The following is an 18,840-nucleotide window of genomic DNA, read 5'->3' as shown; positions in this document are numbered from 1 at the left end:
TACCCGCAGCGGTAGGGGCTAAACGTAAGGGGAACGTAAGGAGATTGGAGGCTTTCGTTTACAAAGGCAAAACACAACAAAAAGGGTGCGCCCAATCGGACGCACCCCATACAGGTCGCTGAGAAAAACGAACTAGAAGCTGCCGCGCTTGAGGAAGTCAGGAAGCTCAAACTGGTCGTTGCCAAAGTTGGGGAGCTCGGTACCACCGACGTTGCGAGTCGGGGCAGCCTGAGCCGGGCTCGTGGCAGGAGCGGTGCGCTGCGGCTCGGTAGAAGCAGCGGCCTTGCTCTGGGACTGCTGTGCAGCGAAGAGCTCGTCCTGACGGTTGACGTTGGAGTCGGAGAAGCCCGTAGCGATGACGGTAATACGCACCTGATCGCCCAGGGACTCGTCGACAACGGTACCGAAGATGATGTTGGCCTCGGGGTCGACGGCGTTGGCGACAACGTCGGCAGCGTCGCTGATCTCCTGAATACCCAGGTCCTTGGAACCGGCAATGGAAAGCAGGACGCGCGTAGCGCCATCGATGGAGCTCTCGAGCAGCGGGCTGGAAATAGCCTGCTGGGCAGCGTCGACGGCACGGGTGTCCCCAGAAGCGGTACCGATACCCATCATGGCGGTACCGGCCTGCTTCATGATGGTCTTAACATCGGCGAAGTCCAGGTTGATGATACCGGGGACGGTGATGAGGTCGGTGATGCCCTGGGTGCCCTGGGAAAGGACGCCATCGGCGATTGCGAAGGCCTCAAGCATGGTGGTCTTCTTCTCGGCGATGTCGAGCAGCTTGTCGTTAGGGATAACGATCATGGTGTCGACGCAGTCGGAAAGCGTCTTAATGCCTTCTTCGGCGCTCTTCTTGCGCTTGCGGCCCTCAAACGTAAAGGGCTTGGTCACGACGGCGACGGTCAGCGCGCCGACCTCGTTCATCGCGATATCGGCAACGATGGGGGCAGCGCCGGTACCGGTGCCGCCGCCCTCGCCGCAGGTGATGAACACCATATCGGCGCCAGCGAGCGCCTCGGCGATGTCGTCGCGGGACTCATCGGCGGCCTTACGGCCGACCTCGGGGTTGGCGCCAGCGCCCAGGCCGCGGGTCAGGTCGGTGCCGATGTGCACCTTGATATCGGCATCAGAGATCGCGAGTGCCTGAGCATCGGTGTTGATGGCAACAAACTCGACGCCGCGGATACCCTCTTCGATCATTCGATTGACCGCGTTGGTACCGCCGCCGCCGACGCCGACCACCTTAATGACGGCAAGGTAGTTGTTGATCTCTGTCTCGTGCATGTCGGTCCTCCGAACAAAGGTTATTGCCATAGCATGGGTTGACCCCTGCGCACATTAACCTTCAAGTTGAAAGTAAATGCAAAGGTAAACCGTATTATGTTTGCACATTATGAACGTATCAGTCAAATAATTGACGGTGAAAACCAAACAAACCAGATAAACGGCGCGGTATGCCCCGTCAACAAAGGCGAGAAAACGCTACGAGGTCGGTGCGTTCCTAAACGTATAGTTGCCAGGAGATCGAACGTTGATATACGTCACGCCCTCCACCTGCGAAAGCAGCTTGGTCACGATACGCTCCTTTTTGGCAATGTCGTCCGAATCTCCGAGCGACACCTCGATACCGTTATCGAGATTCGCCGAGATGGCCTCGACCGAGGGCGTGGAAATATCCTTGACCTGGCCCAGGAACTCGCTCGAGAAACCGCGGACGTAATCCAGGCCGGCCTTGACCGCCTTGGAATTTACCGCTTGCCCCGAAACCGGCGCGACATCGGCCGAGACATCGGTCAGCAGCACGGCTCCGTAATGTTTGGCGAGCGCCAGGGCGGCATCGATGCCGTTTAGGGTGTTGGCACCCTCCCCCGTTGTGATGACATTGCCCTGGTCGTCAACATCGACCGAGGTAGACAGCGGTGCAATCCATGTGTCATCGTCCCCGATCGCCCATGCAAGATCGTCGGAGCTAATGTAGGCAATTGCGATAACCTTGCGTTCCGTCGGCGTGATGATGAGCGTATGGGGAAATTGACGCTGAACATCCACGCCCGAAACCCACGGATTTTGCTTGAGGCCCTCGGTGATCTGGTCGGGATTCACATTGAACAGCGACGTGTCCTCGGGCAGATCGATCAGCTGGATGGCATCGTGCTTGGTCACATGCTCGCTGCCCTGGATCTGAATATCGGTAGCGGCGAACAGGCCAGAGTTAATGACGACGACGGCAACGACTGCAAGCGCTGCCAGAGCGGCAAGGATGCCGCCCGCGATTTTGCCCTTGCCCTTAACGGCAGAAGCGGCACCCGCCGCATGATTTGCCAGGGCGCCGATCGATGACAACGGATTAGAGCCCTTTTTGCCCGATTGCGGTTTTGCGGAGGCCGACACCGACGTCAGCATACGTGGCTTAGATGCACCCAGCGCGCGACCGGGACGCGTCACCTTTGCCCCCAACGAGGGCTTGGGCGACGCTATGGGGCGAGAAGGTATGGCGCCCATCGCCGGTTTGGGCGTCACCGAGGGACGTGCCACCGGACGAGCAACATTTTTGGCCGCGGGGCGTCCGCCAAGCTGCGAACCGACAGTCGAACGCTTGGCAGGCCGCACGGACCCAGCAGGCTTAGAAGGCATAACGGACTTACGTTGAGGCTGAGACGGTGCGCCGGAACGCCCTCCGGCGCGGCGGAAGGTTGGTTTCGATGCTCTAGAAGCCGAGGAATTTAACTTCCGGTCTGAGCTCGATGCCATACGCCTCCCTCACCTTTCCGTGCACATGTCTGATAACCGCGGCCACGTCATCGGCCGAGGCGGTTCCGTTATTAACGATAAAATTAGCGTGTACGGGCGAAACTTCCGCGCCGCCAACCGAAAAACCCTTTAATCCACAATCCTCGATAAGCTTGCCCACGCTCGCATCGGGCGGGTTGCGAAATACCGACCCGCAGGATGCACAGCCCATGGGCTGTGTGCGCTTACGCCGCGTCAGGTACCGCTCCATACGTTCACGGATATCGGCCTTGGGCGCAGGTTTGAGCTTGAGCACGCACTCCAGAATGATCTCGTTACGCGGCAGGCTGCATTCACGGTAGCCCCAAGCGATCTCCGAGCCCGCGTAATGCTTGATGCCGGAGCTCGGGTCAAACGTAACGACATCTTCGACCAGCGAGCCAATCCACTCGGTTCGCGTGCCGGCATTCATGGACACGGCGCCGCCAACGGAGCCGGGAATACCGACCGCAAACTCAAGGCCCGAAAGGCTGCGCGACAGCGCGTCGTTGACTAGGCGAGCGAATATCACGCCCGCACCGACCGTCAGCGTACAACCGTCTTCGGTGACAACCGTACGCTGGAACTCACGCCCCAACGAAATGACGGCGCCGCGATAGCCTGCATCGGCAACAAGCAGATTAGATCCCTTGCCGATAATGACCCACGGCACCTGCTCACGATCGAGCACCGCCACGGCGCGACGCAAGGCATGATAGCTGTGACACGTCACAAAGAGGTCCGCCTTGCCGCCGATACGATAGCTCGTATGGCGCGCGAGGCGTTCATCCTCAATTATGTCCGTATCGATCATGCCCGAAAGCGCCATGACGGCGTTAAACAGACCCATGGGGTTTAAGCGTCTTTCTTGGCAGTCAGATACTCGATGAACTCGGGGCCGACCGTCGTGACGTCGCCGGCGCCCATGGTAAGCAGCAGATCGCCCTCGCCCACCATCTTCTCGAGCTCCTCATTGAGCTCAAGACGGCTCGAGCAGTACACGACCTCCTTGCCGGGATGCTTGGCGCGCACGGTATCGGCAAGCATCTTGGACGTGACGCCCGGGATGGGCATCTCGCCGGCAGAGAACACGTCAATCAACAGCAGCTTGTCAGCATTGGCGAATGCGTCGGCAAAGTCATCGCACAGAGCCTGCAGGCGCGAATAGCGGTGCGGCTGGAACACGACGTCGACATGTTTGTAGCCCAGCGAAGAGGCAGCAGCGAGCGTCGCCTTGATCTCGGTGGGATGATGGCCGTAATCGTCAACCACCGTGATGCCGTCGATATCGCCCACGTGGGTAAAGCGACGGCGGACGCCTTCAAAACTCGAAAGTGCCTTAGCGGCGGCGTCGATATCGAGGCCTAGGACATGGGCGACGGTCAAGACGGCCGTGGCGTTGAGCATGTTGTGACGACCGGGGTTGCTCTTAATCTCGACAGCGTGCTCGGTGCCGTCCTCAAAGCGAACGATAAAGTCGCTCTGGATGCCCTTGACATCCGGATGCACGCAGACGATGTCGTTGGTCTCGGCAAAGCCATAGGAAAGCACATGACGGCCCGTCGACTTGGCAAGCTCGACCAGATGCGGTTCCTCGCCACAGACGATGACCGTGCCGTCCTCGCCCACCAGACTCATAAACTTGGCGAAGGTGGCCTCGATCTCCTCGATACCCGAGTAATGATCGAGATGGTCGGCCTCGACGTTGGTCACGATGACCACATTGGGGTTAAGGAACAGGAAGGAGCTGTCGGACTCATCCGCCTCGGCGACAAAATAGTCGCCCGAGCCGTTCTTGCCGTTGGTATCGTAGCCCTCGACAATGCCACCGATCAGGAAGCTGGGGTCCAGACCCATGCGGTCGAGCATGGTGGCACACATCGAAGAGGTCGTGGTCTTGCCGTGAGTACCGGCGACGGCGACGGTGGTGTAGCCGTGGCCCAGAGCCGAGAGCATCTTGGCGCGAGGCCACACGGGAATACCCAGCTCGCGCGCACGGACGAGCTCGGGGTTGGACTCGGGAATAGCGGTAGAGACCACGACGACGTCGGGCTTGACCTCGTCGATGGTGGCGGCCTCATGGCCCACATGCACCTTCACGCCGGCGCGGGTAAGCTGGCGAATATAGCGCGACGTCTTAAGGTCGGAGCCGGTAACGACATAGCCGCGTTCGTGAAGGACGAGGGCGATGCCGCTCATGCCGGCGCCACCGATACCGATAAAATGGGCGCTCTTGAAATCGGGCGCGGAGGTTGCAGTCTGGGAATCAGCCATGTGCTCGTGTACTCCTTGCGTAAACACTGCCTGTAACCCGTCTACTGTACCGCACCTACCGCATCCGCGCGAGGGCGACCCGCGATATCCCGTCTAACTAACGCAATCCTTCTACCGCGTCTGCCAAAAGGACGGCAGCGCGGTCCTGGGCCAAACCGCGAGCCGCCTGACGCATGGCATCGCGCGCCTGCGCATCATCGATAAGATGCAGCAGCTCATCGGCAAACGCCTGGGTATCAATATCGGCATCGGCGCAGAGCACGCCAGCACCGGCATCGACCAGATAGCGGGCATTGGTGGTCTGATGATCGGCCGTCGCATGCGGATACGGCACCAGTACCGAAGGTGTGGCAAGGGCCGCGATCTCGGCAACGCTCGAAGCGCCCGAGCGCGAGAGGACCAAATCGGCCGCGGCCAGCATATCGCCCATATTGTCGATGTAGGGCTGGACGCGATACCGCTTCGCCTCCTCGGGCATCAGGGCAAGAGCACGCTCGGTGTCCTCGAAGCCATCGGCGCCCGTCGAATGCAAAACATAGAGATTATCGCGCGAGAGCAACTCGTTTTTAAGCGAAGCCACGCGCTCATTAAGATGTTGAGCACCAAGTGAGCCGCCAAAAACCAGCAGGAGTGTGGCGTCCTCAGGCACGTCGAGAGCCCTGCGACCGCGAACCCGATCCCCCTCGATCACAGAACGGCGCACGGGGTTGCCGGTCATGAGCACATGGTCAGGATCGCCCTCACGCTCAAACACGGAACGTGCTGCCGGCACCGAGATGCAAACGCGGGCGGCATGCGAACTCATCATCTTGTTAGCAAGGCCCGGAACGGAGTTCTGTTCATGCAGCAGATACGGAATGCCCGAGTCTTTGCACCAGCCCAGAAGCGGGACCTCGACATAGGCGCCAAAACCTATAGCGACATCGGGCTTGCAGGCTTTAGAAAAATGGCTGCCGAGCGCGCGCTTCGCCTTATAGACACGCCACAGCGAGCTCAATGCCGTCCAAGGGCGAGAGCGGTCGAAGCCCGTAACCGTAATCGGCACAAAATCGAACCCTGCCTCGGGAACCAGACGACCCTCGAGCTTATGCGACTGACCCACAAACACAACGTGGTGGCCACGGTCACGTAGCTCCTCGGCCAAGGCAAGTGCGGGGTTGATATGTCCCGCCGTGCCGCCGGCTGCGATAGCAACGGTCATCTTATCGGTCATGGTAGTCCCTTCGTACGCGCGGCCCCTGGTCGTCGGTGCGCAAGCGCGCCGACGGGTCCGAATTCAAGTCGATCCGATTATATCCGCCACCCGTATTGCGCGGCGTCGGTCGTTGCGGGCGACTCTGCGGCACCGAGCGCGGACGAGCATCCGACTCCGAAGCAAAACCGTTCAAGACGGTAAAACCGCCACGCGACGAGCGCTCCCCACGCGTATGGGGAACACCGGCAGTGCTCTCGTCCATAACGGCAAAGCTATCGCGACGACGATCGTATTCATCGCGTCGAGCGCTCTCGTGCGAGACGCGTAAAATAAGCCCGGCGAGCATGAGCGACACGATAATCGACGAGCCGCCATAGCTGATAAACGGCAGCGGCTTACCCGTCATAGGAAACACGTTGAGAATACCCAGCGCGTTGATCAAAAACTGCACCGCGAGGATAACCGCAGAGCCCGAAGCCATGAGCGCCCCGCGACGATCGGCGGCCTGCTCGGCAATTCGAAACGCCGAGTAGATCAGCATCGCAAACACCAAGAAAAACAGCAGCGTCCCCAAAAAGCCAACCTCCTCGCCAATGATGGCCAGGATGTAGTCGTTGTGTGCCTCGGGCAAATACGAGTACTTCATGGTTGAGTTACCGATACCGCGGCCGAACAGTCCGCCCGAAGCAAACGCCATAATGGCGAGCGTTGCCTGATACCCGTCTCCATATTCATCTGCCCAAGGGTTCAAGAGAACCTGAATGCGCACCATACGGTACGGCTCGACGACAAGAGCGATCACGATGATGACGGCGCCAGCAAGAATCGCACCGATAATGAATTTTGGGTCAAGACCGGCAAAGAGCGCCATGCACATGATCGTCAACAGAATAATCAGGATGGTGCCAAAGTCGGGCTGAATAAAAATCAAGACGAGCGATATGCCCAAATATAAGCCCATGCCCTTAAGGAACTCATTGATGTTACCGCCGGGCGAAAACACGCGATCGAGCATGATGGCAGAATAGGCAATGGCAAACGGCTTGAGAAACTCCGATGGCTGAAACTGAATGCCGGCAATGCTCAGCCAACGCGTAGCGCCACGGCTGCCGCTACCAAAGAGGAACACCGCAAGCAGCAAGATCATCATAGCGATAAGGGCAAGTTTAAGCGCCCCTTCGCCAAACCAGCTATCGGGTGCAACGCGCGCGATGAACTCGAGGGCAGCAACGCCGACGACAGTGAACATAAACTGCCGGAACAAAAAGTAGGTCGCGGAGTCGTTCTCGTGAAGCGCCTCGACTGAAGAAGCCGAGTACACCATAAGCAGGCCAAAACAGACCAGCGAGAACAGGCAGGTCAAAAAGACCAGGCGGGGTCGCATGATACGTGCGGGGACGCCAGCGATATAACGTTCGCCGATGCCCTGCGTGCGACGACCGGCGCGCGGCGTGCTGCGCTGCGAGGAAGCACGGTCCGAGTCGGGCCTCCTCATATTCTGTCGGGGGCTCTCCTCTCTCACCGGCAACCCCTATTCCATTTGCGTATTGGACGCAGCTGCAAGCTGGGCCACATAGTCCTTAAACACGCGACCGCGCTCCTCGTAGCCCGAGAACTCATCGAACGAAGAGCAGGCGGGCGACAGTAAGATCACATCGCCGCGGCTCGAGAGCGAACGGGCAACGTCCACGGCATCGCGCAGGTCGTCGGCCTGAGCGATATCGACATCACCGTCGACATCCGCCTCGTCCATAGCGGCGGTAAAGCGCTCGCACGCGTCGCCAAAGCAGACCACCGAGCGAACGTTATCCATCACAACGCGGGCAAAGGAATCGAGCGGCGTGCCCTTATCGTGACCGCCGAGCAGCAAGATCACATCGTCATCGGGAAACGCCGTCAAGGCCTTTTCGACCGCATCGGTGTTCGTTGCCTTGGAATCGTTGACATAGCGCACGCCATCGATCTCGCCACAGGGCTCAACGCGGTGCTCCAGCGGCTGGAACGAGACCAGGCCGCGACACACACCGTCAACATCGGCGCCGACCGTCAGGGCCGCCGTGGCAGCACACAGGGCATTGATTACATTGTGATGGCCCGAAATCTTAAGCTCGGACGTATCGACGAGCGGGGTCTCGACGCCCTTCAGACGAACGACCATCTTGCCATCGCGCACAAATGCGGCGTCCTCGCCCGCAGGCTCGTCAAAAGCAACCTTGCAGATGCGACGGCCCGGAACATAGATGTACTCATCGATCTCGTGGATACCGGCATCCTCGACGTCAACAATCACCAGGTCATCGTCGACCATATTCTCGAAGAGCTTAATCTTGGCGAGCGCATAGTTCTTATGGCTCTTATGCCAGCCCAGATGGTCGGGGGTAATGTTGAGCAGCACCGCCACACGGGGGTGAAGCTCCTGGGTCGTTGCGATCTGATAGCTCGAAAGCTCCGCCACAAACCACTCGTTATGCGCACGGCCATCGATCTCGTTCACCGGAGGCTCGCCAATGTTGCCGACAGCAACGCTCGCCTCGCCCGCTGCCTTAAGCAGGTAATCGGTCAGTGACGTGGTTGTCGTCTTGCCGTTGGTGCCCGTAATGGCAATCCAATTTTGGGGAGACAGACGGTAGGCAAACTCGGGCTCACCCATAATCTGGGCAGCGTGATCACGGCCAGCCTTAAAGAATGCCGAGAACTCCGAGATGCCCGGACACGTCACGCATACATCAAACGCGCCCTCGACCTGCTCGGTTCCGTAGACAAACGATGCCCCGTGCGCCTCGAGCGAGCGCGTGGCATCGTTGGGCTCGGACGTGCCGCCACCGTAAACGGTAACGGCACTCACACGCTCGGGATGTGCAAGCGCCCAGCGAGCGACATCAAGACCGGACTTACCCTGGCCCAAAACGAGCAGGCTAAAGACATCAGCAAGAGGCATGAAAGACCACTATCCCAACTGGAAGAACAACGCGAGGCCCAGGGCTCCGAAGGCCGCGGCGACAATCCAAAAACGGATGACGACCTTGGTCTCGGCCCAGCCCTTCTTTTCGAAATGATGATGAATGGGCGCCATAAGGAAGACGCGCTTGTGCGTAAAGTGGAAATAGACAACCTGGATCATGACCGACAGGGTCTCGACGATAAACAGACCGCCGATGATGAGGGAAACGACTTCGGTGTTGGTCATGATGGAGGTGCAGGCAAAAGCGGCACCCAGGGCAAGCGAGCCGGTATCGCCCATAAAGATGCTCGCCGGATAGCAGTTGAACCACAAAAAGCCCAGGCAGGCGCCGGCGCACGCCGTGCAGAAGATGGACAGGTTCACATCGCCGTGCAAAAACGCCATGGCGGCCATGGCCAGCATGGCGATCATGGAGGTGCCGCCGGCAAGACCGTCCAAGCCGTCGGTGAGGTTTACGGCGTTGGAAAGGCCCGCGATCATCAGCCAGCAAAAGACAAGGTAGAGCCACGGAAAAGAGAGGCCGCAAATGGTGGTCGAGAGCACACCAAGGTCGATCGTCAGGCCACCGGGGAAACGAATCTCGGGGGCGACGCCGCACCAGTTGACAGCAAGCACGGTAAAGGTAACGCAGATGAGGGTAAGGCCAATCATCTTGGCGTGAGGCGTCAGGCCGAGCGAGCGGCCGTGCGTGACAGAAGTCAGGTCGTCGATGAGGCCAAGAACGCCGGTTGCCAGCGTGGCGAGCAGCACAAGCACGAGCTCGGTGGTGAGCTTACCCATCAAAAGGCACGTCAGCGAAACGGCGACCAGGATGATGACGCCGCCCATAGTGGGCGTGCCCTGCTTAATCAGATGGCGCTTGGGGCCATCGGCGCGAACCTGCTGGCCGATGCCCTCGACCTTCAGGAGCTTAATCCACCACGGCATAAGCAGCATCGCGATGACGGCGGCGATGCCCAACCCCAAAAATGCCTGGTACGTAGGATACGAAGGATTGCCGAACATGGACTAGCACACACCTTCCACAAAGCGATCGAGCTCAACGAAGCGTGAGCCCTTGACCAGCACGACATCATGCTGCTCAAGAGCGCCGCCCATACGGTCGAGCACCTGCTGATAGTCGGAGAACACCTGAATGCGGTCCTCATCCATACCCATCATGCGCGCGGCCTCGGCCATACGCTGGGCAAGCTCACCGCCGACACATGCGAGCATATCGAGCTTCTTGGCCGCCGCATAGGCGCCCACCAGCTCATGCATGCGAGGAGCCTCGTCGCCCATCTCGCCCATCTCGCCCAGAACCGCCATGCGCGAACCCGTGCACGAAAGCGAACACAGCAGGTCGAGGCCGGCTGCCATCGATTCGGCACTGGCGTTATATGAGTCGTCGATGACGCGAGCGCCGCTCTTGGCGCGCTTGATTTCCTGGCGATGCCCGGTAATCGTAAGACCCCTAAAGGCGGCATCGATCTGCTCGGGCGTCACGCCAAGACGATAGGCAACCGCCGCGGCCTTGACGGCATTGGGAACGGACTGCGCGCCGGGAATGGCAAGCAGTGTGTCGATAGTCTCGCCCAAGCCAAAATCGAGCGTAAAGACCGGGCGCCCCTCGTCATCAATGCGAATGTCGCACGCACGGACCTCATCGTCGTCCGAGACGCCCGCAAGCATCACGTCGACGCCCGCAGGCGCGGCAAAGGTGTCGCGGATGAACGGAGTAAAGTCGTCCTCACCACCCAAAACCAGCAACGGGAGAAGGTCTCCGGCGGCGCACATGCCGCCAACAATCTCGGATTTGGCACGAGCGATATTCTCGCGACTGCCCAGAATACCGATATGGGAGGTGCCGATCTTGGTCACAATGGCAAGGTTGGGATTGGCGGACTGAGACATGCGCTCAATCTCGTGGAAATGGTTCATGCCCATCTCGAGCACCAGAACCTCGGTGTCGGCAGGGGCCGCCAGCACCGTGAGCGGCATACCGATCAGGTTGTTGTAGTTACCCTTGGTTGCCCAAACGCGATAGCGCTTGGCGAGCACCGCGGCGAGCACGTCCTTGGTCGTTGTCTTGCCGATAGAGCCGGTAATGCCAATTACCAGGCAGCCAAGCTCCAAACGATAAGCGTGAGCCAGGCGCAGCAAAAACTCCTCGGGGTCATCGGTATGCAGGATGGCGCAGCCCTTCTCATGGGCCAGCGAAAGCAGCTCGGCATCGGGCTCGCGCGTCATCACTACGGCGCCGGCACCCGACTCGATGGCACGGGAAGCAAAGTCGTTGCCGTCGACCTTTTCACCCGGGAAGGCGACGAATATCGTGCCCTCCTCAACCTGGCGCGAGTCGATAACGCAACCGCGGCATACCCGATCGGCTTCTCCCGTCACGGTTCGGGCCCCTGTTGCGGCCGCGAGATTGTTGACGGCGATCTCTATCATTGCAGCTCCCCTGTAAACCTAATAATGCTATCGGCGTATTGTATCCCAGCGCCGCCTACGCGTGGTGCAGGGCGTGTGAACAACCCGGATTAACCGACTGGCCATTTCATAGATAGTAACCCCCTACTTGGTGCGCGGGACACCCAACACGTCAAGCGCACTGGCCATAATGGACTGGAACGGCACTGCGGCGGCATCGGAGCCTGACGGGGTTCCGTCAAGGGTGATATAGCACAGGACCTTGGGCGACTGCGCCGGGGCAAACCCCATAAAAGACGACATGTAGTTCTCTTTGAGGTAGCCGCCGTTCTCATCGGCGCGCTCGGCCGTACCTGTCTTGCCCGCCACGTCGTAGCCGTCCACCGCGCCGCCAACGCCCGTTCCCTCGGCAACGACCGTCTGCATACACGATGTCACCTGCGAGGCGGCCTCCTCGGAAATCGCGCGATCCCCCTCGCCCCAATCCTTTTCATCGCCCTTGCTCGACTTATAGAAGTGCGGAGTCATCATCACGCCGCCGTTCGCGATGCCGCCCACGGCACGTGCGACCTCAATCGGCGAGACGGACAGCGCCTGGCCAAAGCTCATAGCACCCAAGGTGGCACCATCGTACTGGTCGCGCTCCTTGACGATGCCCAGACTCTCACCCGGAAAATCGACACCGGAGCTATGACCGATACCCCACTTGTCCACATAGGTGGCAAAATCATCGGCACCGATCTTGCGCCCCACCAGGACAAAACCGACATTGGACGAACGGCGCATCATCTCGCGTACGTCCATTGTCATGGTGTAGTCACGCTTGTCGGCATCGGTAACGGTATCGTCGCCCACCTTGATACTCGCGGGAACCTCAAACGATGTGCTCGGGCGCACAACGCCCAAATCAAATCCGGCGCCCGCAACCAGCGTCTTAAAGACCGAGCCGGGCTCGTAGGCATCCGTCACCAGACGAAGGTTCATGTCCTCGGTCTTGGCGTTTTCCAAATTGGTCTGGTCGTAGGTCGGATACGAGCAGGCGGCCAGGATCTCTCCAGTCGTCGGGTCGGTCACCAGGGCCGACCCGTTTTTGGCCTTCGTCTTCTCGACCGCCTCGGCCAAGGCATCTTCCGCGGCGCGCTGAATGTTGACGTCGATCGTCGTCACGATATCCACGCCATCAATCGCGGCAACCTTTTTATAGGCACCGCCCGCGATGTAGCCGCCATCTCTTGCGCGCTCGCGCACAAGAGAGCCATTCGTTCCGGTCAGAAGCTCATCGTATTGTTTTTCGAGTCCAGTCAGGCCAGCGTTGTCCACGTTCACGACGCCCAGCACCTGAGAAGCCAGGTTTCCATACGGGTAAACCCGCTTCATCGCCTGCTCAAAGAGCACGCCGGGTAGATTCTTCTTTTCCAGGGCGGCAGCGTCATCCTCGTCGACCTGGCGCTTGATATACACCCAGGAACCATCAGACAGTACCAGCTTGCGACAGGTCTTTTTATCGATACCGGTGGCCTTGACCAGCGCCGAGACCGTCTTGTCGACGTCCTCGACAAGCTGAGGGTTCACGGCGACATTGCGGCATTCGACTGACGACGTCAGCACGTTGCCGTTGCGGTCGTAGATAGTGCCACGTTTGGCATAGAGCGTCTGTGAAAGCAGACGACGCGCGTCCGCGCGCTCGCGCAGCTTGTCAGCATTCACGATCTGGTATTCGGCAAGACGGAAGACGCCCGCGGCAAGGCCAACCCCGATACAGCCCATAACGACATCGCGGCGAGGCAGCGGCGTTCCCGTAACCCATTCAGACGACGACCCCTTGCGCGCGCCCGTATTGCGCACCCGAGGTCCGCCCGAACCACGAAGACGCGACGCAGGGTCGTTGCCATAGGACGGCCCCGCGTTGTAAGATGGCCGACCCGTTCCTTGATAACCAGAACGTCCCCGCGAGGAGGGACGTCCAGACCCGTGGTCCCCGTCGGAACCGCGGCGATAGTCATTTGTCATACTCAGCTACCGTCTTATTTACTGAGCGGCCGCAGTCGAGCTAGCGCCCGCGGCTGCATCCTGCGAAAAGTCAAGCGTAACGCTCTCGCTGGGCTCCACCATGCCATAGGCGCCCGCAAGATCGCGAATACGCGTGTCGGCACCATAGACCGAATGCATGACCTCAAGGTTAGAACTCTCGTCGGTCGCCTTCTCGAGCGTGTTGGTAAGCTCTGCGTTGCCGTTAAGCACCTGGGCCGTAACACCGGCAAGCGCCACGCGCGCGACACCGATCGTCATGAAGACAGCCGCAATGATGCAAACCGTTTTAAGAACGCTCATGAAAACCGGGCTTACCGCCTGGTTTGCCTGACGGCCCGCGCCCGTGTAGACATCAAAACGCGGCGTGCGTTGCTCACGAGGGGCAACGGGCGCCTGCGGTGCCTCGCGGTAGGCGGGCATGGCGTTCATATCATAGGCGAGTGCTGCGTTTGAGGTGTTATAGCCCATGATATGCCGCCTCCCATCCCGAGTACGTTGGTAGTGTGTTTAAGCTTCGTTTATGGTGCGAGCGGGAGGTCCAATTTCGCGCGGTCGCGCCTACAGGCGCTGCGCCACGCGGATTTTGGCTGATCTCGCCCGAGGGTTGCGCGCGACCTCATCGGGTTGGGCAACCAAGGGTTTGCGGGTGATGACCTTGAGTATCGGCACGTTGCCGCACACGCACACCGGAATCTCCGGCGGACACGTGCACCCCTGGCTCATCTCCTTAAAGTGGTTCTTTACGATACGGTCCTCGAGCGAGTGATACGAGATGACGCAGATGCGTCCGCCCGGGTTGAGCCACCTGGTGGCGGCGTCAAGCCCCCTCTCGAGCACATCGAGCTCGTGGTTGACCTCGATGCGAATGGCCTGGAAGCTCTTCTTGGCCGGGTGTCCACCATGCCGACGAGCGGCAGCCGGAATGCCAGCCTTGATGATCTCGACAAATTGACCGGTGGTTTCGATCGGTTCTTGCTCGCGACGGCGCACGATCTCGCGCGCAATCTGCGAGGCGAACTTCTCTTCGCCATAGACGCGTAGAATCCGGGCGAGGTCGTGTTCGTTATAGGTGTTGATGACCTCAGCTGCGTTTAGGGTGTTGTTACCCGGATCCATCCGCATGTCCAATAGGGCATCTTCGTTATACGAAAAGCCCCTGCCAGGGATATCGAGTTGCGGTGACGAAACGCCCAAGTCAAACAGGAAGCCATCGACCCCGGGCACCTCGGCCGAGCAAAGCAGCTCGTCCAAGTCGCCGAAGTTGCCCTTCAGCAGCTGGTGCGGGACGCCGGGAACCTCGCGGTCCAGACGGGCGCCAGCGGCCTCGAGGGCCATGTCGTCCTGATCGACGCCGAGCAAAAGGCCCGTCTCCCCCACCTGCGCGGCCATCTTTACCGAATGACCGGCACCGCCAAGGGTGCAATCGCAGACAACGGAGCCGCTCTTGAGCTGCAGCGACTCAAGCACTTCGCCGAGCATGACAGGTTCATGCCGATATTCTTGTGTCAAGATCCCACGCTCCATCCGTTACTCGTGCCTTGCCCTTACGAGAAGAAGAGGTCAAGCAGAACCTCGTCGTCATCGTCCTCATCGGCCGCGGCGCGGTCCCAAACCTCAAGGTGGTCGTAGTTGCCCACAACCGTGACCTCGCGGTCAAGGTTCGCCTGCTTGCGGAGAGACTCAGAAAGACCGATACGACCGGCGCTGTCCACATCCATCGACGTGGTGCGCTTGTTGATCGCCCTCATGAGCTTCTGGTCGTTGATGTCACGCGGGTTAAAACCCTCGTGGCCCTCACGACCCGCGAAGAGTCCTTCGACCCACTTATCGAAGGCCTCGGCAGAGAACACGTACAGAGCATCGACATCCAGGGCTTTGAACACGCGAACGTGCTCTCCAAGTTCCTCGCGAAGGGGTGCAGGCAGGGACAGACGACCTTTTGCATCGAGATTGCGCTCGTATGCACCAGTCATTCCCATGTGCGCCCTCCCCTCGGTTACTCAGATGGCACGTACGCGGGGAACCACCCCGCCTGTCGACGTCATTAATAATATGGGGAACTGCCCCATTTTTCAACACCTTTCCCCACCCCTTCCCCCACCCTACCCCACCACTCCACCCCCTAACTATTGGGCGCCACCCCCGAGCATATGTTCGAAAACACAATATGTTGTGTTTAACGCAAAGGCGGGATGCCACCTGTAGCACCCCGCCTTTCAACCTCAACCTTCAAGTTGACCTTGAGGCGATTTTTACGTCCCTTTACATCCCGTTCACATCGCCCCCAAACTCTCCCACGCGCGGCATGTGCACCCCGCCGCGCCATTGGCCGGTGGCGCAAAATGGGACGGACCCCCGATTGCCAAAACGTGCGCAACAGCACGTTCCAGCAATCGGGGGTCCGTCCTCGGATAGCATGTAATCGCAGCTCAGCAGCGTATTAGCGATGTGCCAGCGGGTGGGCCGCCAGGTAAACCTCAGTCAGCTGCGTACGATCGACATGCGTGTAGACCTGCGTCGTCGATATATCGGCGTGTCCCAAGATCTCCTGCAGCACGCGAAGGTCCGCGCCGCCCGCGAGCATATGGGTGGCAAAGGAATGGCGCAACGTGTGCGGATGGAGTCCCACCAACCCCACCTGGCGTCCGTAGCGCTCGCATATGACGTGAACACCCTGACGCGACAGACGCCCGCCGTTCTTGTTTAAAAAGACCGCCGGCGTCTCTGTCCCACGAGCATGAGCCGCCAGAAGTCGGCGCCCATCACATATATAGTGCGTCAGGGCACGCGCCGCGCTTCCCACCAAAGGGACCAGACGCTCCTTGGAGCCCTTGCCGCGAACCAGCACAAAGCCGTCATCGGCATGGATATCACTCACATCGAGCCCCACCAGCTCGCTCACGCGCAGGCCGCACCCATACAGCACTTCCAAGATAGCGCGATCGCGCAGACCCATCTCACCATCCGGAAAATCCTGGTCGAGCAATGCCGAAACATCCTCCACCGAAAGGCACTCCGGCAGGCGCTCGGCCTTTTTTGGCAAACGCAACGCCGCCGTAGGATTTTGGGTCACGGCCCCATCGCGCACCAAAAAGGCATGCAGGCCTTTGACGGCAGCGAGCGCGCGCTCCACCGAGGCATCGGAATAGCCCCCATCGCGCCGATCGGCGATAAAGTCCTCAATGACCCGCCGACTCACGTCCTCAAAGGACGCAATGCCCGTCCGCTCCAGATAGGCACAGTAGGTCGTCAGGTCTCGGCGATAGGCGGCAATCGTGTTACGCGCCAAGCCCCGCTCGACTGCAAGGTAATCAAGAAACTCCCCCGCCGCCACAGCGAGCGGCGAAGGAGCTTCTCCGATATGTTCCCGGTTCGCCGGCAACCTTAGTCCGTCGAACGATTCATGGGCGTCACCTGCAGGCGATCGACGCCCTCATGCTGGCCAATCGAGGCACGCACGAACTCTCGGAATAGCGGCTGAGGATTGGTGGGGCGGCTCTTAAACTCGGGGTGAGCCTGGGTGGCCACGAACCACGGGTGCACATCGCGCGGCAGCTCGACCATCTCGACCAGACGCTCATCAGGCGAAAGACCCGAGATGACAAGACCGGCGTCCTCGAGCTGATCGCGGAAGGCATTGTTGAACTCAAAACGGTGACGGTGGCGCTCGTAGACAAGCTCCTCGCCATACGCCTCACGCGCGAGGGTATCGGCAGCGAGCTTGCACGGATAGGCGCCCAGGCGCATGGTGCCGCCCTTCTCGGTCACGTCCTCCTGCGAGCTCATCAGGTCGATTACGCTAAACGGACCGTCCGGATCAAACTCGGAGGAGCTGGCACCGGCAAGGCCGACAACGTTGCGGGCGAACTCGCACACGGCAACCTGCATACCCAGGCAAATGCCCAGATACGGAATCTTGTGCTCGCGAGCAAACTCGGCAGCAAGGATCTTGCCCTCCAGGGCGCGCTTGCCAAAGCCGCCGGGAACCAGGATGCCCGATGCGTCGCCCAGAACCTCATTGACGTTTTCGGCATCGAGGCTCTCACCATCGACCAGCTGCACATCTACGTGACGATCGTAGAAAACGCCCGCGTGATGCAGGGCCTCGATAACCGACAGATATGCATCGGGAAGCTGGGTGTACTTTCCCACGACGGCAACCTTAACCTTATCGGCGTGATGGTTGGCATGGTTTTGCTTGCGCAGGAACTCATTCCATGCGCTCATATCGCGCTCGCGCGGATCGAGGCCAAGGCGCTCGCAAATGCGCAGGTCAAAGTCCTGCTCCGCGAGCAGCTGCGGCACGTCGTAAATGCTCGCGCAATCCTCGTTGGTAAAGACACAGTCGGTGTCGACGTCGCAGAAACTCGCGATCTTGCCGCGGATAGCGTCATCAATATGGTGATCGGAGCGCAGCACAATGATGTCCGGCTGGATACCAAAGCTGCGCAGCTCCTTGACGGAGTGCTGCGTGGGCTTGGTCTTAACCTCGTGGGCGGCGGCGATATAGGGAACGAGCGATACGTGGATGTAGCAGACGTTCTCGGGACCGGCCTCCTTGCGGTACTGGCGGATAGCCTCCACGAACGGCTGCGACTCGATGTCGCCGATCGTGCCACCCAGCTCGGTAATGACAACGTCGGAGCCAGTCTGCTCCTCAATGCGGCGGAATTTGTCCTTGATAGCATTGGTGACATGCGGGATCACCTGGACGGTACCGCCCAAAAAGTCACCGCGACGCTCGCGGGCAATCAGGCTCTTGTAAATGGCGCCCGTCGTAAAGTTAGAATCGCGGGTCAGGTTCTCGTCAATAAAACGCTCGTAGTGGCCCAGGTCCAGATCGGACTCGTAGCCGTCCTCGGTCACAAAGACCTCACCGTGCTGGAACGGGCTCATGGTACCGGGGTCGACGTTCAGATACGGGTCGGCCTTCTGCATCGTCACCTTGTAGCCGCGCGACTTGAGCAAACGGCCCAGCGATGCCGCGGTAATGCCCTTGCCCAAAGACGAAACCACGCCGCCGGTCACAAACACATGCTTAGTCATATTGAATTACCTGCGCTTCCCGTAGAAGTTGTCCATACACATCTTACGGGTCTTCATTGTAATACTCGAGAAAGAAGCAGTTCGCCATTTTTCACCAAAGTGCTTGCATTTCTCCATCTCGAAACAAAACGCCGCCCGGGACCCGAGC

The 18,840-nt window shown here is 59.8% G+C and carries 15 protein-coding genes; all 15 read right to left on the bottom strand.

What is annotated here, in order from left to right:
• Positions 1-132: 132 nt before the first annotated feature.
• On the bottom strand, positions 133-1,287 hold the full coding sequence (gene ftsZ / locus OGM60_04080) for a cell division protein FtsZ (GenBank protein ID UYI99978.1): 1,155 nt from the start codon (positions 1,285-1,287) through the stop codon (positions 133-135).
• A gap of 198 nt (positions 1,288-1,485) precedes the next feature.
• Complete coding sequence (locus tag OGM60_04075; protein ID UYI99977.1) at positions 1,486-2,448, bottom strand: FtsQ-type POTRA domain-containing protein; 963 nt, start codon at positions 2,446-2,448, stop codon at positions 1,486-1,488.
• A 262-nt stretch (positions 2,449-2,710) separates the two neighbouring features.
• Positions 2,711-3,622, bottom strand: coding sequence for a UDP-N-acetylmuramate dehydrogenase (murB, locus tag OGM60_04070; protein UYI99976.1), 912 nt, complete (start codon positions 3,620-3,622; stop codon positions 2,711-2,713).
• Positions 3,623-3,627: 5 nt separating this feature from the next.
• A complete protein-coding gene (murC, locus tag OGM60_04065; GenBank protein UYI99975.1) occupies positions 3,628-5,046 on the bottom strand; it encodes a UDP-N-acetylmuramate--L-alanine ligase in 1,419 nt (472 codons plus the stop codon).
• 97 nt (positions 5,047-5,143) lie between these two features.
• A complete protein-coding gene (gene murG / locus OGM60_04060) occupies positions 5,144-6,259 on the bottom strand; it encodes an undecaprenyldiphospho-muramoylpentapeptide beta-N-acetylglucosaminyltransferase (GenBank protein UYI99974.1) in 1,116 nt (371 codons plus the stop codon).
• The gene (ftsW, locus tag OGM60_04055; protein ID UYI99973.1) at positions 6,249-7,763 is read right to left on the bottom strand and encodes a putative lipid II flippase FtsW; all 1,515 of its coding nucleotides are present in this window, start codon (positions 7,761-7,763) and stop codon (positions 6,249-6,251) included. Before ftsW ends, murG begins: the two co-directional genes overlap by 11 nt.
• A gap of 9 nt (positions 7,764-7,772) precedes the next feature.
• Positions 7,773-9,179 (bottom strand): UDP-N-acetylmuramoyl-L-alanine--D-glutamate ligase, encoded by a 1,407-nt coding sequence (gene murD / locus OGM60_04050; GenBank protein ID UYI99972.1) that lies wholly within the window; start codon positions 9,177-9,179, stop codon positions 7,773-7,775.
• A 9-nt stretch (positions 9,180-9,188) separates the two neighbouring features.
• A complete protein-coding gene (gene mraY / locus OGM60_04045; protein UYI99971.1) occupies positions 9,189-10,208 on the bottom strand; it encodes a phospho-N-acetylmuramoyl-pentapeptide-transferase in 1,020 nt (339 codons plus the stop codon).
• A 3-nt stretch (positions 10,209-10,211) separates the two neighbouring features.
• On the bottom strand, positions 10,212-11,636 hold the full coding sequence (locus OGM60_04040) for a UDP-N-acetylmuramoyl-tripeptide--D-alanyl-D-alanine ligase (protein UYI99970.1): 1,425 nt from the start codon (positions 11,634-11,636) through the stop codon (positions 10,212-10,214).
• Between the two features lie 123 nt (positions 11,637-11,759).
• Positions 11,760-13,382 (bottom strand): penicillin-binding protein 2, encoded by a 1,623-nt coding sequence (locus OGM60_04035; GenBank protein ID UYJ00150.1) that lies wholly within the window; start codon positions 13,380-13,382, stop codon positions 11,760-11,762.
• A gap of 261 nt (positions 13,383-13,643) precedes the next feature.
• Entirely contained in the window at positions 13,644-14,114 is a 471-nt protein-coding gene (locus OGM60_04030; GenBank protein UYI99969.1) for a hypothetical protein, read from the bottom strand.
• 90 nt (positions 14,115-14,204) lie between these two features.
• On the bottom strand, positions 14,205-15,170 hold the full coding sequence (gene rsmH, locus OGM60_04025) for a 16S rRNA (cytosine(1402)-N(4))-methyltransferase RsmH (GenBank protein UYI99968.1): 966 nt from the start codon (positions 15,168-15,170) through the stop codon (positions 14,205-14,207).
• Positions 15,171-15,190: 20 nt separating this feature from the next.
• Entirely contained in the window at positions 15,191-15,625 is a 435-nt protein-coding gene (locus OGM60_04020; protein ID UYI99967.1) for a division/cell wall cluster transcriptional repressor MraZ, read from the bottom strand.
• A gap of 461 nt (positions 15,626-16,086) precedes the next feature.
• The gene (gene xerD / locus OGM60_04015) at positions 16,087-17,007 is read right to left on the bottom strand and encodes a site-specific tyrosine recombinase XerD (GenBank protein UYJ00149.1); all 921 of its coding nucleotides are present in this window, start codon (positions 17,005-17,007) and stop codon (positions 16,087-16,089) included.
• Positions 17,008-17,030: 23 nt separating this feature from the next.
• Positions 17,031-18,692: a CTP synthase gene (locus OGM60_04010; GenBank protein UYI99966.1), complete on the bottom strand. Its 1,662-nt coding sequence runs from the start codon at positions 18,690-18,692 to the stop codon at positions 17,031-17,033.
• Positions 18,693-18,840: the final 148 nt, after the last annotated feature.

It is taken from the genome of Coriobacteriaceae bacterium, from assembly GCA_025757745.1.
Lineage (GTDB): Bacteria > Actinomycetota > Coriobacteriia > Coriobacteriales > Coriobacteriaceae > Collinsella.
Note: the sequence above shows the minus strand (reverse complement) of the source record. Positions and strands in the feature narration are given on the sequence as shown.

Bases quoted from the DNA above. Each gene is read 5' to 3' on its own strand.
- OGM60_04010 (UYI99966.1), bottom strand. From the start codon at position 18,692: ATGACTAAGCATGTGTTTGTGACCGGCGGCGTGGTTTCGTCTTTGGGC.
- OGM60_04040 (UYI99970.1), bottom strand. From the start codon at position 11,636: ATGATAGAGATCGCCGTCAACAATCTCGCGGCCGCAACAGGGGCCCGA.
- rsmH (UYI99968.1), bottom strand. From the start codon at position 15,170: ATGGAGCGTGGGATCTTGACACAAGAATATCGGCATGAACCTGTCATG.
- murB (UYI99976.1), bottom strand. From the start codon at position 3,622: ATGGGTCTGTTTAACGCCGTCATGGCGCTTTCGGGCATGATCGATACG.
- OGM60_04020 (UYI99967.1), bottom strand. From the start codon at position 15,625: ATGGGAATGACTGGTGCATACGAGCGCAATCTCGATGCAAAAGGTCGT.
- OGM60_04035 (UYJ00150.1), bottom strand. From the start codon at position 13,382: ATGGGCTGTATCGGGGTTGGCCTTGCCGCGGGCGTCTTCCGTCTTGCC.
- murC (UYI99975.1), bottom strand. From the start codon at position 5,046: ATGGCTGATTCCCAGACTGCAACCTCCGCGCCCGATTTCAAGAGCGCC.
- mraY (UYI99971.1), bottom strand. From the start codon at position 10,208: ATGTTCGGCAATCCTTCGTATCCTACGTACCAGGCATTTTTGGGGTTG.
- murD (UYI99972.1), bottom strand. From the start codon at position 9,179: ATGCCTCTTGCTGATGTCTTTAGCCTGCTCGTTTTGGGCCAGGGTAAG.
- OGM60_04030 (UYI99969.1), bottom strand. From the start codon at position 14,114: ATGGGCTATAACACCTCAAACGCAGCACTCGCCTATGATATGAACGCC.
- murG (UYI99974.1), bottom strand. From the start codon at position 6,259: ATGACCGATAAGATGACCGTTGCTATCGCAGCCGGCGGCACGGCGGGA.
- ftsZ (UYI99978.1), bottom strand. From the start codon at position 1,287: ATGCACGAGACAGAGATCAACAACTACCTTGCCGTCATTAAGGTGGTC.